This window comes from Caballeronia sp. BCC1704, assembly GCF_902833455.1.
GTDB lineage: Bacteria > Pseudomonadota > Gammaproteobacteria > Burkholderiales > Burkholderiaceae > Caballeronia.
Genome location: NZ_CADFFT010000001.1, coordinates 137,840 through 149,923, shown reverse-complemented (window position 1 = coordinate 149,923; position 12,084 = coordinate 137,840). Strand labels below are relative to the sequence as shown.

At 63.7% G+C, this 12,084-nt stretch carries 11 protein-coding genes and 1 riboswitch; of the genes, 10 read left to right on the top strand and 1 reads right to left on the bottom strand.

Annotation, left to right across the window (positions count from 1 at the left end):
• Position 1: 1 nt before the first annotated feature.
• Positions 2–1,732, top strand: a complete 1,731-nt coding sequence (locus tag HWX53_RS00705) for an OmpA family protein (RefSeq protein WP_175938512.1) — start codon at positions 2–4, stop codon at positions 1,730–1,732.
• Between the two features lie 40 nt (positions 1,733–1,772).
• Here the strand turns inward: HWX53_RS00705 and HWX53_RS00700 are convergent, their stop codons facing one another.
• The gene (locus HWX53_RS00700) at positions 1,773–2,723 is read right to left on the bottom strand and encodes a LysR family transcriptional regulator (protein ID WP_175938510.1); all 951 of its coding nucleotides are present in this window, start codon (positions 2,721–2,723) and stop codon (positions 1,773–1,775) included.
• Positions 2,724–2,835: 112 nt separating this feature from the next.
• Here HWX53_RS00700 and HWX53_RS00695 point away from each other — a divergent pair, with 112 nt between their 5' ends.
• The 9 genes from HWX53_RS00695 to HWX53_RS00655 all read left to right on the top strand — a co-directional run bounded on the left by HWX53_RS00695 (position 2,836) and on the right by HWX53_RS00655 (position 12,084).
• Positions 2,836–3,306, top strand: a complete 471-nt coding sequence (locus HWX53_RS00695) for a CidA/LrgA family protein (protein WP_175938509.1) — start codon at positions 2,836–2,838, stop codon at positions 3,304–3,306.
• 8 nt (positions 3,307–3,314) lie between these two features.
• Positions 3,315–4,037, top strand: coding sequence for an LrgB family protein (locus HWX53_RS00690; protein ID WP_175938507.1), 723 nt, complete (start codon positions 3,315–3,317; stop codon positions 4,035–4,037).
• Positions 4,038–4,139: 102 nt separating this feature from the next.
• Positions 4,140–4,279, top strand: a riboswitch (S-adenosyl-L-homocysteine riboswitch).
• A gap of 32 nt (positions 4,280–4,311) precedes the next feature.
• Positions 4,312–5,733: an adenosylhomocysteinase gene (gene ahcY / locus HWX53_RS00685; RefSeq protein WP_175938505.1), complete on the top strand. Its 1,422-nt coding sequence runs from the start codon at positions 4,312–4,314 to the stop codon at positions 5,731–5,733.
• Positions 5,734–5,817: 84 nt separating this feature from the next.
• Positions 5,818–6,171, top strand: a complete 354-nt coding sequence (locus tag HWX53_RS00680; RefSeq protein ID WP_175938503.1) for a phage holin family protein — start codon at positions 5,818–5,820, stop codon at positions 6,169–6,171.
• A gap of 27 nt (positions 6,172–6,198) precedes the next feature.
• Positions 6,199–7,038, top strand: coding sequence for a methylenetetrahydrofolate reductase [NAD(P)H] (metF, locus tag HWX53_RS00675; RefSeq protein WP_175938501.1), 840 nt, complete (start codon positions 6,199–6,201; stop codon positions 7,036–7,038).
• Positions 7,039–7,247: 209 nt separating this feature from the next.
• Complete coding sequence (locus HWX53_RS00670) at positions 7,248–8,063, top strand: glycosyltransferase family 2 protein (protein ID WP_175938499.1); 816 nt, start codon at positions 7,248–7,250, stop codon at positions 8,061–8,063.
• Positions 8,064–8,310: 247 nt separating this feature from the next.
• Positions 8,311–9,942, top strand: coding sequence for an ABC transporter substrate-binding protein (locus tag HWX53_RS00665; protein WP_175938497.1), 1,632 nt, complete (start codon positions 8,311–8,313; stop codon positions 9,940–9,942).
• Positions 9,943–10,065: 123 nt separating this feature from the next.
• The gene (locus HWX53_RS00660; RefSeq protein WP_175938496.1) at positions 10,066–11,076 is read left to right on the top strand and encodes an ABC transporter permease subunit; all 1,011 of its coding nucleotides are present in this window, start codon (positions 10,066–10,068) and stop codon (positions 11,074–11,076) included.
• A gap of 90 nt (positions 11,077–11,166) precedes the next feature.
• On the top strand, positions 11,167–12,084 hold the full coding sequence (locus HWX53_RS00655) for an ABC transporter permease subunit (protein WP_175938494.1): 918 nt from the start codon (positions 11,167–11,169) through the stop codon (positions 12,082–12,084).

The window sequence follows — 12,084 nt, the reverse complement described above, 5'->3', positions numbered from 1 at the left end:
AATGAGCATCAACCTCAATCAGTCGGTGCAGGGCGCTTTGAACGAAAGCGTGTTGCAGCATCTCGCCGCGCGCGTCGGCTGCGCGCCCGAATCCGCCAAGCGCGTCGTGTCGCTGTGCGGGCCCGCGCTCATCGGCTCGATGATGAACAAGGCGTCGTCGCTCGACGGCGCGCGCAATCTGTTCAACGCGGTCATGTCGCCGGCCGTCAACACGCATATCGCCGAAGAACTGCCGCACTTCGTGCTGAACGAGGACGGCATGCAAACGCTGCTCGCCACGAGCGCATCGGTGGACGGCGCGGTGGCGTCCCACGACAACGTCAACGCGCTCTCCGAACGCATCGCCGAATATTCGGGCGTGCCCGCGCACGTCACGCGCGTCTTGGCCGGCGTGGTCGGCGCGACCATTCTCGGGCTGCTCAAGCGCCACTTCACGCAGCACAACGGTCAGGTCGGCCAGTTGCCCACGCTGCTCGGGCACCAGTTGCCCGTCGTTCGCGCAAACATGACGGACGCCTTCGCGCAGGCGCTCGGCCTCGGCTCGGTCGGCGCGTTTCTGGCCGGCGTGGCGTCGCGGCTGAAGGCGGTGTCGTCGCATCTGGAGCATCCGTCGACGCAGGAAGCCGCCGCGTTCCCGATCCATAGCGACCTCTACCCCGCGCCCGAGAGCGAGGAAACGAAGGACAAGTCGAGCAAGCGCAAGTGGCTGTGGGTGGCGAACGCCGCCGCGCTCGCGCTATTGGCGGCGCTCGTGGCGCGCGGCTGCTCGACGGAAGACAAGCACAAGGACGCCGCGCAGGATGCGCAAGCGGACGCGTCGGCTTCGGGGGCTGCTTCCGATGCGGCGGGCGCCCCCGCGTCGTCCGACGCCGTGGCGAGCGGCGCGGCCGTGGCCAGCCAGGCGTCCATGCCGACGCTGCTGCCGGGCAAGAACGCGCTCGCCGCGATCACCGTCGATGCGTCGGGCGTGCCGACCGTCAAGGCGACCGTCGGCAGCGACGAGGAGCGTCAACGGCTGATCGACCTGATGTCGGCCAAGTTCGGCGCGGACAAGTTCCACGCGAACGTGTCGGTCGACCCGGACACGAAGCCTTCGGCATGGCTCGACAAGCTGGACACCCTCGTGCCCGTGATGACGCTGCCGGGCGCGCGCGTGCAGATCGACGGCGACAAAATCGAACTGGCCGGCAAGGCCGCCGACGTCAAACTGGGCTGGCTCGAAAAGCTGAAGGCGCTGTTCGGCTCGGGCTGGAACATCGGTCTCGCGTCGGCGCAGGCGGACGCGGCGGCCTCCAATGCGGCGGCGGCATCGGCGGCATCGGCGGCTGCGCCTGCATCCGCTGCGGCAACTGCGGGAACCTGTTCGGCACCTGCCATCGCGCGAATGCTGAACCTCAAGCCCATCCACTTCCGCACCGGTTCGAACACGCCGCCCGCTAGCTCGATGGCCGCGCTCGCGAAGTCCGCGCAGGCACTGAAAGACTGCGACGCCCACGGCGCGCCCATCATGCTGCGAATCGCCGGTTATTCGGACAACACCGGCAGCGCGGCGCTGAACGTCGAATTGTCGAAGAAGCGCGCGGAAGCCGTGCGCGGCTATCTGGTGAAGCACGGCATTCCGGCCAGTTCGTTGAAGGCCGAGGGTCTCGGCGAAGTCAATCCGATTGCCGACAACTCGACGCCGGCGGGTCGCATGGCGAATCGCCGCATCGAGTTTACGGAAGTGAACTGACCGGGCCGGGCAATGCGGGCGCGTTGCTTCGCAACGAGGATCAGCCGCCCGCGTCCGCCTTTTTGCCCCGCGTGCGGGCGAAACCATCGGCCATGAAGTCCTGATCGAGGTTGGCGGGCAGCACTTCCCGCGCAACCTCGATCCACGCTTGCGCCGCATGCGACAGATAGCCGTTGCGCCGCCAGCCGAGCGCCATGTCCCAATGAATCTCCGGCGCGACAACCGGCCGGCACGTGAACGCGTCGGTGTCCAGGCGTCGGCAATACGGCGCAGGCAGCAGCGCGATGCCGATTCCCGCCTGCACCAGCGCCGCCATGAAATCCCAATGCCCGCTGCGCCCGACGATGGTCGGCGTGAAGCCCGCCGCGCGGCACGCGTTCATCACAATGTCGTTGAGCGCCAGGCTTTCGCCATAGAAAACGAACGGCTCGGCGGCAAGATCCGCCAACGGCACTTCGCGCACGTCCTCCCAGCGCGCGCCCTTCGGCGCGACGAGCCATAGCAGCTGACGGCTGACAGGCAGCACGTCGAACATATCGGTATCGACGGGTTGCAGGACGCCGCCCAGTTCCAGTTCGCCATCCATCAGCGCGGCCTCGATCGCCTTCGATCCGCGCTCAAACAGCTTCAGCTCGACTTTCGGATACCGCCGTCTGAATGCCGCGATGGCCGGCGTGAAAAGCGCGCCGCCCATCGGCGGGATGCCGATGGTGAGCGTTCCCCGCCCAAAGGTGCCGAGGTCATTCAGTTCCGCCTCCAGCCGCGCGTGCGCCGCGAGCACATCCACGCCGCGTTGGTAGACGATCTGCCCGGCATCGGTCAGCACCATCTGACGGCCTTCGCGCAACAACAGCGGCGAGCCGACTTCGTCTTCGAGCGCCTTCACCATCTTGCTGATGGTCGGCTGCGTGACGAACATGTGCTCGGCGGCAGCGGTAAAGCTCTTCTGTTTGACGACTTCGACGAAATACCGCAACGCGCGCAGTTCCATGATCGGCCTCAGATTCCGGATTGGAATGAACTGGATAAGGTTAAGTCATTTTTATTATGGAAACGACGGCTCTATACTCGGCTACAGGTTAACCCTAATCGCACACCACGCCATGTCCGTCGTCCTTTCGAATGCAAGCACCACGAACCCTGCTCGCGCCGCTATCAGCCGGTTCGCCCGCGTCGCGGTGCAGGCCGGCGGCATCGCGGTGATCTGGTTCGTCGCCGATTTCGTCGCGCGCAAGCTCGCGTTGCCGGTGCCGGGCGGCGTGGTCGGTCTTGTCGCGTTGCTCGCGCTGCTGTTTTGCGGCGGCGTCGCGCCGCGCTGGGTGAAGGCGGGCGCCGACTGGCTGCTCGGCGACATGCTGTTGTTCTTCATCCCCGCAGCGGTCGCGGCCGTGCAGTACGGCGGCCTGTTCATGGAAGACGGCTGGCGGCTCGCGCTCGTCGTGGTCGCGGGCACGCTGATGGTGATGGTCGCCGTCGCGTTCGCCGTGGATCGCGCCGCGCGCCTCGAACGCCGTCTCGCGTTGCGCCGCGCGCTCGTCGCCCGTCACGCGGCGCGCGCCTCGGCACACGCCTGATCACGGCCATGCACCACTTCTACGCCTCGCTCCTCGCCGACGACGCCGCGCGCCTCATCGCCGCCGGCTGCTTCGTGCTGACGGTCGCGCTGTACTTCGCATCCAAAAGTCTCTACGCGCGATTCCGTAGCCCGTGGCTCACGCCGATGCTTTCCGCGCCGGCCGTGCTCGCGCTGATCGTCGTGACCGCGCGCATTCCATATTCGGTCTACTTCGCCGATACGCGCTGGCTCATGTGGCTGCTCGGCCCGGCCACCGTCGCGTTCGCGGTGCCGATCTACGAATACCGCGCGCTTCTGAAGCGCCACTGGATCTCGCTGACGGTCGGCGTCACGGTCGGCATTCTGGTTGCGGTGGGCGGATCGCTCGCGCTCGCGAAGCTCTTGCATCTGTCGCCGGAATTGCAGCGCAGTCTCGCGACGCGCTCGGTGTCCACGCCGTTCGCGCTCGCCGTCTCCGACAAGATTCACGCGCCGAAAGACCTGACCGCGCTCTTCGTGATCGCGACGGGCGTCTGCGGCATGCTCTTCGGCGAGATCGTGCTCGCGCTCGTGCCGCTGCGCACGCGGCTCGCGCGCGGGGCGCTGTTCGGTGCGGCGGCGCATGGCGTCGGCACGGCGAAGGCGCGCGAATTGGGCAGCGAAGAAGGCGTGGTCGCGAGCCTTACCATGATGATCGCGGGCGTCGTGATGGTGCTGCTCGCGCCGGCGCTCTCCGCGCTGCCGTTCTAGGCGCGCGCATCGGTAAAATGCGGCTCACGCGGCGTCGAAGATTTGAATCAGCGTGTGCTGAAACGCAAACGATCCAATAAGACTTTGCTACAATCGTCACTCGCCCCCGAGGAGCGTTGCGACGGTTGAGCGGCTTGCAATAAGCCTCATCCGCCAGGCTCGGTGGCATTCAATCCGGACGGTTCCAAAGCGCCCTAAAAAGCGCCTGCTGAGCCACCGCATTCGAACGGCGCTCACGTCAACATTTCTAGTCTTTTTTAGAAAGGAGGGCGTGATGAACGCCGCAGTTCTCGATTCCAACACCACCCAGGATTTCGTTGTCGCCGACATGTCGCTCGCCGCATGGGGCCGCAAGGAACTTGACATCGCCGAGACGGAAATGCCCGGTCTCGTGCAAATCCGCGAAGAATACAAAGCGCAGCAACCGCTCAAGGGCGCGCGCGTCGCGGGCTCGCTGCACATGACCATCCAGACCGGCGTGCTCATCGAAACGCTGAAGGCGCTGGGCGCGGACGTGCGCTGGGCGTCGTGCAACATTTTCTCGACGCAGGATCACGCGGCCGCCGCGATCGCCGATGGCGGCACGCCGGTGTTCGCGTTCAAGGGCGAATCGCTCGACGAGTACTGGGAATTCTCGCATCGCATTTTCGAATGGCCGAACGGCGAATTCGCCAACATGATTCTCGATGACGGCGGCGACGCCACGCTGCTGTTGATTCTCGGCTCGAAGGCGGAGAAGGACCGCTCGGTCATTGCCAAGCCGACGAACGAGGAAGAAGTCGCGCTGTACAAGTCGATTGCGCGTCACCTCGACGCCGATCCGACGTGGTACTCCACGCGCCTCGCGCACATTCAGGGCGTGACGGAAGAAACGACCACGGGCGTGCATCGCCTGTATCAGATGGAAAAGGACGGCCGCCTGCCGTTCCCGGCCATCAACGTGAACGATTCGGTCACGAAGTCGAAGTTCGACAACCTGTACGGCTGCCGCGAGTCGCTCGTGGACGGCATCAAGCGCGCGACCGACGTGATGATCGCGGGCAAGATCGCGGTCGTGGCCGGTTACGGCGACGTGGGCAAGGGCTGCGCGCAATCGCTGCGCGGTCTGGGCGCAACGGTCTGGGTCACGGAGATCGATCCGATCTGCGCGCTGCAAGCCGCGATGGAAGGCTACCGCGTCGTGACGATGGAATACGCCGCCGACAAGGCCGACATCTTCGTGACGGCGACCGGCAACTACCACGTCATCAACCACGACCACATGAAGGCGATGCGCAATAACGCGATCGTCTGCAACATCGGTCACTTCGATTCGGAAATCGACGTTGCCTCCACGCGCCAGTACACGTGGGACAACATCAAGCCGCAGGTCGATCACATCATCTTCCCGGACGGCAAGCGCATCATTCTGCTGGCCGAAGGCCGCCTCGTGAACCTCGGCTGCGCGACGGGCCATCCGTCGTTCGTCATGTCGAACTCGTTCACGAACCAGACGCTCGCGCAGATCGAACTCTTCACGCAAGGCGACAAGTACGAAAACAAGGTGTACGTGCTGCCGAAGCATCTGGACGAGAAGGTCGCGCGCCTGCATCTGGGCCGCATCGGCGCGGAACTGACCGTGCTGTCGGACGAGCAGGCAGGCTATATCGGCGTCGACAAGAACGGCCCGTTCAAGCCGAACCACTACCGCTATTAATCGCACGCGGCGGCGGGGCCGGCGCGGGTGCGCAAGCATCCGCGCCGCGCTTCGCCCGAACGACGACAACCCGGAGAACCCTCGATGACCGTGCTGCTGACATGGCTGATCAACGCGCTCGCGCTTCTGATCATCACCTATCTCGTGCCGTCCATTCACATTCGCAGTTTCGGCACGGCGCTGATCGTCGCGGTGGTGCTCGGGCTGATCAACGCCGTGCTGCGCCCGGTACTCATCATTCTGACGCTGCCGGTGACGATCCTGACGCTCGGCCTCTTCATCCTCGTGGTGAATGCGCTGTGCTTTTGGCTGTGCTCGTCGCTGCTGAAGGGGTTCGAGGTCTCGGGTTTCTGGTCGGCGTTTTTCGGCTCGATTCTGTACAGCATCGTGTCGTGGCTTCTGTCGGCGCTCGTGTTCGGGCAGCGCAACTTCGGCTAGCCGCCGCGCATCTGCGCACTCATCATCATGAAACCCATCGAACTCTCATTCGAGTTTTTCCCGCCGAAGACGCAGGAAGGCGTGCAGAAGCTGCGCGCTTCCCGCGCGGAGCTCGCGAAGCTCGCGCCGAAGTTCGTCTCCGTGACGTTCGGCGCCGGCGGCTCAACGCAGCAAGGCACGCTCGATACCGTGCTCGAAATGGCCGCCGAAGGCTTGCAGGCCGCGCCGCATCTGTCGTGCATCGGCTCGTCGCGCGAAAGTCTGCGCGCGATTCTGGGCGCGTACCGCGAGCACGGCATTCGCCATATCGTCGCGTTGCGCGGCGACCTGCCTTCGGGCATGGGCGAATTCGGCGAACTACGTTATGCGTCGGAACTGGTCGCGTTCATTCGCCAGGAGCACGGCGACTGGTTCCATATCGAAGTGGCCGCGTATCCGGAGTTTCATCCGCAAGCGCGTTCGCCGCGCGCCGATATGGAGAACTTCGCGCGCAAGGTGAAGGCGGGCGCGAACGCCGCGATCACGCAGTACTTCTTCAACGCGGACGCGTATTTCCGGTTCGTCGGCGAAGCGAAGAAGCTGGGCGTGGACGTGCCCATCACGCCGGGCATCATGCCGATCACGAACTTCTCGCAGCTCATGCGCTTCTCCGACATGTGCGGCGCGGAAGTGCCGAGGTGGATCGCGCGGCGTCTGGAAAGCTACGGCGACGACCGCGAGTCCATTCGCGAGTTCGGTCTCGACGTGGTGACGGGCCTGTGCCGCCGCCTGATCGACGACGGCGCGCCCGGACTGCATTTCTACACGCTTAACGGCGCGGCCGCGACCAGGACCATCTGCGAACGGCTCGGTTTTCAAAGCGCCTGAATCTCGCGTTTCTTGCATCACCCGCGCGGCGCTCGCCGCGCGGTTCATTCTTTCCCTCCGTTGTACCGATATCGACGTGGATCGGCACCGGCGCACTCGCGATCGAAACAATCAATGCTATTCAGTAGCTTCGGATTTTCGGAATCTTCAGATTGGGTCGCAGCCGCGTTGATGCGATAAAGGACAGATTCAACGAATCGGAGCGTGTGATGCTCGAATGGTCCAAGACGCAGTGCGTTTCAGTCGTCGTTCCTTGCTTTAATGAAGTGCGAACGCTGGGTCGCGCGCTGGAAAGTTGCCTCAGGCAGCCGGAGGTCGGGCAGGTCATCGTCGTGGACGACGGCTCGCAGGACAACTCCGTTCACGTCGCGCAATTCTTCGCAATGAAGGACTCACGCGTCGAACTACTAAGACTGCCTGAAAACTTCGGCGCGGCTCGGGCGCGGAATCTCGGCGTGCAGCGCGCCACGCTGCCTGTGCTCGCTTTTCTGGATGCCGACGACGAATACCTGCCATCGGCATTGACCTCCGCCGTCAAGTATCTCCGCGAGCATCGCCAAATGCCCGCCATCAGGCTCAGAGTGCATCTCGCCGGCTATCCCGCAGAGGTCTACGCTTTCGCGAATTTCAACGCTATCGCGTTCAACATGAGCACCGGCATAACGAGTAGCCTGGTGATTCGCCGCGATATGTTCAATCTGATGGGCGGTTTTCCCGAAGACGAGGTTTATCGCCGTTATGGCGGCGAAGATCACGCGCTGCAGTCGGTGATTGTCGAATTGTTCGGATGCGAGCATATGTTCGACCGCCCTCACGTGCGCAACTACTGGCATCCCGAAAGCCACGTGGGGCGATACTTCATCCGAGAAATCAGAGGACTCGAAACACCGGAAGAAAATCAGGAGGTGGCCATCGCGACCGCTGCATTTTCTGAACAGGTGCGTCTCAGGCTGGCAGCGGCCGACGCGATCAAAAGCGCGTCGAATGCCGGGACCGCTCCGTCCGCTCGCGACTCAGCGCTATAAGCCCGCGCCACGTTTCCTCCTTCTCCCGCAACGCTTCGCGCTCTCCTTCTTCGCCCTGCATCCGTGGCGTGACGCGCTTCCTCGCAGAAGCTCGATCCGCCCGCACTGTGGGGAAAACTGTCTACCCACGTCATATTTGTTCGTGCTAGTGTTGCGCCCGGCATTTTCGTCCGCTAACAAAGCGGAGGACGCGATCAAGTAAGATCGCGCTACGCCGGCCAAAAGTCGGCACTGACTTGGAGGAAACATGAAGAAAAATGGCCTGTTGCGAGTCGCCCGCATGTCGGCGCTCATGGGCGCCGTCGCCACGGCAACGCTTTTCGCGGCGAGCGCCGCGAACGCGGCAATCCCGAACAAAACGCTTGTTTACTGCTCGGAAGGCAGCCCCGCCGGTTTCGATCCCGCGCAGTACACCACGGGCACCGATTTCACCGCGAACACCTTCACCGTGTATAACCGCCTCGTCGAATTCGAGCGCGGCGGCACGAAAGTGGAACCGGGTCTCGCGGAAAAGTGGGAAGTCTCGTCGGACGGCCTGACGTACACGTTCCATCTGCGTCACGGCGTGAAATTCCAGACGACGTCCTACTTCAAGCCGACGCGCGAATTCAACGCGGACGACGTGCTCTTCACGTTCAACCGCATGCTCGACCCGAACCAGCCGTTCCGCAAGGCGTACAACGTGCAGTTCCCGTACTTCACGGACCTGGGCCTCGACAAGCTGATCTCGAAGATCGAAAAAGTCGACCCGTACACCGTCAAGTTCACGCTGAAGGAAGTGAGCGCGCCGTTCATTCAGAACATGGCGATGGAGTACGCCTCCATTCTCTCCGCTGAATACGCGGACAAGCTGCTGAAGGACGGCAAGGCCGCCGACATCAACCAGTATCCGCTCGGCACCGGCCCGTTTATCTTCCGCAGCTATACGAAGGACGCGACCATCCGCTTCGACGGCAATCCGGACTACTGGAAGCCGAACGCGGTGCAAATCTCCAAGCTGATCTTCTCGATCACGCCGGACGCCGCCGTGCGCGTGCAGAAGTTGAAGAGCAACGAGTGCCAGGTGATGAGCTATCCGCGCCCGGGCGATATCGCGGCGCTGAAGTCGGCATCGAATGTGGATACGCCGTCGCAGGCCGGTTTCAACGAAGGCTACGTTGCGTATAACGTGACGAAGAGCAATCTCGGCAACGCCGACGTGCGCCGCGCGCTCGACATGGCGATCAACAAGAAGGCGATCATCGATTCCGTGTATCAGGGCGCCGGCCAGCCGGCCACCGCGCCGATGCCGCCGACGCAGTGGTCCTACGACAAGAACCTGAAGGCGAACGCCTACGACACCGCGAAGGCCAAGCAACTGCTCAGCAAGGCGGGTTTCCCGAACGGCTTCGAAATCACGCTGTGGGCCATGCCCGTGCAGCGCGCCTACAACCCGAACGCGCGTCTGATGGCCGAAATGATTCAGGCCGACTGGGCGAAGATCGGCGTGAAGGCGAACATCGTGTCGTATGAGTGGGGCGAGTATTTGAAGCGCGCGCACGCGGGCGAACACGACGCGCTGTTGATCGGCTGGACGGGCGACAACGGCGACCCCGACAACTGGCTCGGCACGCTGCTCGGCTGCGACGCGGTGAAGGGCAGCAACTTCTCGAAGTGGTGCTACAAGCCATTCGACGATCTCGTCGTGAAGGGCCGCTCGACCACGGATGTCGCCGCGCGCACGAAGGCCTACACCGACGCACAGCAGATCTTCGCGCAACAACTGCCGTTCTCGCCGATCGCGCATTCGACCGTCTATCAGCCGGTCAGCAAGAAGGTGACGAACATGAAGATCGAGCCGCTCGGCTACGTGCGTTTCGATGGCGTCGGCCTGCAGTAAGTCTTGCTGGCGGAATGCTTTTTGCACTAAACCTTAACTAGTCGAAACACGTCCGGCGGCGCGGATCAAACGATCCGGCCGCCGGTAGCGTATTTATCCCCAAGAACGAACCAAAGGGCGATCATGTTCCGATTCGTTTTGCGACGCATAGGAATGGTGATACCGACGTTCATCGGCATTACGATTCTCGCGTTCGCGCTCATCCACCTGATCCCGGGCGATCCCATCGAAGTCATGATGGGCGAACGGGGCGTGGACCCGGCGGCCCACGCCGAAGCCATGAAGCGCCTCGGGCTGGACCAGCCGCTGCCGCTTCAATATTTCCACTATGTCGGCCATGCGCTCAAGGGCGATCTCGGCACGTCCATCATCACCAATACGAGCGTGATGGGCGAATTCATGGCGCGCTTTCCGGCGACCGTCGAGCTCTCCATCTGCGCGATGATCTTCGCGCTCGTCGTCGGTTTGCCGGCGGGCGTGGCGGCGGCGCTCAAGCGCGGCACGGCGGTCGATCACGGCGTCATGGGCACCGCGCTCACCGGCTACTCCATGCCGATCTTCTGGTGGGGCTTGATCCTCATCATGTTCTTCTCGGCGAAGCTGGGCTGGACGCCCGTGTCAGGTCGCATCGCGGTGGAATACGACATCCCGCACGTCACCGGCTTCATGCTGATCGACTCGCTCTTTTCGAGCGATGAAGGCGCGTTCACGTCGGCGCTCTCGCATCTGATTCTGCCGACCATCGTGCTCGGCACGATCCCGCTCGCGGTCGTCGCGCGCATGACGCGCTCGTCGATGCTCGAAGTGCTGCGCGAAGACTACATCCGCACCGCGCGCGCAAAGGGCCTTTCGCCGTTGCGCGTGGTCGTCGTGCATGCGCTGCGCAACGCGCTGATTCCGGTCGTGACCGTGATCGGTTTGCAGGTCGGCACGCTGCTCGCGGGCGCGGTGCTGACCGAGACGCTGTTCTCGTGGCCGGGCGTCGGCAAGTGGCTCATCGACGCCATTTCGCGCCGCGACTATCCGGTCGTGCAAGGCGGCATTCTGATGATCGCGACGCTCGTGATCGTCGTGAATCTGGTCGTCGATCTCTTGTACGGCGTGTTGAATCCGCGCATTCGCCATACTCGCTGAGGAAACATGGTCCCCTACGCTCACACTTGTTCGCTGCCCCCCAAGGGGGCGCATGCCTCATTCGAGGCGGCTCGGCGCGAGGCATAACGAATGGCTGACGTTCAAAACAATATCCCGCCCGGCGCATTGACGCCGCCGTCCGGCCGCATGGTCGCGGCGCGCGAGTTCTGGGCGAACTTCTCGCGCAATCGTGGCGCGGTGGCAGCGGGCATCATTGTGCTCGTGCTGCTCTTTATCGCGATTTTCGCGCCGTTGATCGCGCCGCATAGTCCGATCGAGCAGTATCGCGAGTACGTGAAAATCCCGCCCGCATGGCTCGACGGCGGCAACCGCATGTTTCTGCTCGGCACCGACGAAGCGGGCCGCGACATTCTCTCGCGCCTCATGTACGGCGCGCGGCTGTCGTTCTGGATCGGCTTCGTGTCCGTGGTGCTCGCGCTGATTCCGGGCGTCGTGCTCGGGCTGATGGCGGCGTTCTTCCACTGGCTCGACACGCCGATCATGCGCGTGATGGACGTGCTGCTCGCGCTGCCTTCGCTGCTGCTCGCGGTGGCTGTCGTCGCGATCATCGGGCCGGGTCTCGTCAATACGATGCTCGCGATCGCCATCGTCGCGCTGCCGGGTTACGTGCGGCTCACGCGAGCCTCGGCGCTCGGCGAATTGCAGAAGGAATACGTGACGGCATCGCGCGTGGCGGGCGCGAGCACCGCGCGGCTCATGTTCTCGCAAGTGCTGCCGAACTGCGCCGCGCCGCTCATCGTGCAGGCGACGCTGGGCTTTTCATCGGCGATTCTGGATGCCGCCGCGCTCGGCTTTCTCGGCCTCGGCGTGCAACCGCCCGCGGCGGAGTGGGGCGCCATGCTCGCCTCGGCGCGCGATTACATCGAAAGCGCATGGTGGATCGTGACGATGCCGGGCCTCTCGATTCTCGTCTCGGTGCTCGTCATCAACCTGCTCGGCGACGGGCTGCGCGACGCGCTCGATCCGAAACTGAAACGGATGGCATGA

Excerpts from the sequence above, each read along its gene's own strand:
- HWX53_RS00705 (WP_175938512.1), top strand. The coding sequence starts at position 2 with ATGAGCATCAACCTCAATCAGTCGGTGCAGGGCGCTTTGAACGAAAGC.
- HWX53_RS00700 (WP_175938510.1), bottom strand. The coding sequence starts at position 2,723 with ATGGAACTGCGCGCGTTGCGGTATTTCGTCGAAGTCGTCAAACAGAAG.
- HWX53_RS00695 (WP_175938509.1), top strand. The coding sequence starts at position 2,836 with ATGTCCGTCGTCCTTTCGAATGCAAGCACCACGAACCCTGCTCGCGCC.
- HWX53_RS00690 (WP_175938507.1), top strand. The coding sequence starts at position 3,315 with ATGCACCACTTCTACGCCTCGCTCCTCGCCGACGACGCCGCGCGCCTC.
- ahcY (WP_175938505.1), top strand. The coding sequence starts at position 4,312 with ATGAACGCCGCAGTTCTCGATTCCAACACCACCCAGGATTTCGTTGTC.
- HWX53_RS00680 (WP_175938503.1), top strand. The coding sequence starts at position 5,818 with ATGACCGTGCTGCTGACATGGCTGATCAACGCGCTCGCGCTTCTGATC.
- metF (WP_175938501.1), top strand. The coding sequence starts at position 6,199 with ATGAAACCCATCGAACTCTCATTCGAGTTTTTCCCGCCGAAGACGCAG.
- HWX53_RS00670 (WP_175938499.1), top strand. The coding sequence starts at position 7,248 with ATGCTCGAATGGTCCAAGACGCAGTGCGTTTCAGTCGTCGTTCCTTGC.
- HWX53_RS00665 (WP_175938497.1), top strand. The coding sequence starts at position 8,311 with ATGAAGAAAAATGGCCTGTTGCGAGTCGCCCGCATGTCGGCGCTCATG.
- HWX53_RS00660 (WP_175938496.1), top strand. The coding sequence starts at position 10,066 with ATGTTCCGATTCGTTTTGCGACGCATAGGAATGGTGATACCGACGTTC.
- HWX53_RS00655 (WP_175938494.1), top strand. The coding sequence starts at position 11,167 with ATGGCTGACGTTCAAAACAATATCCCGCCCGGCGCATTGACGCCGCCG.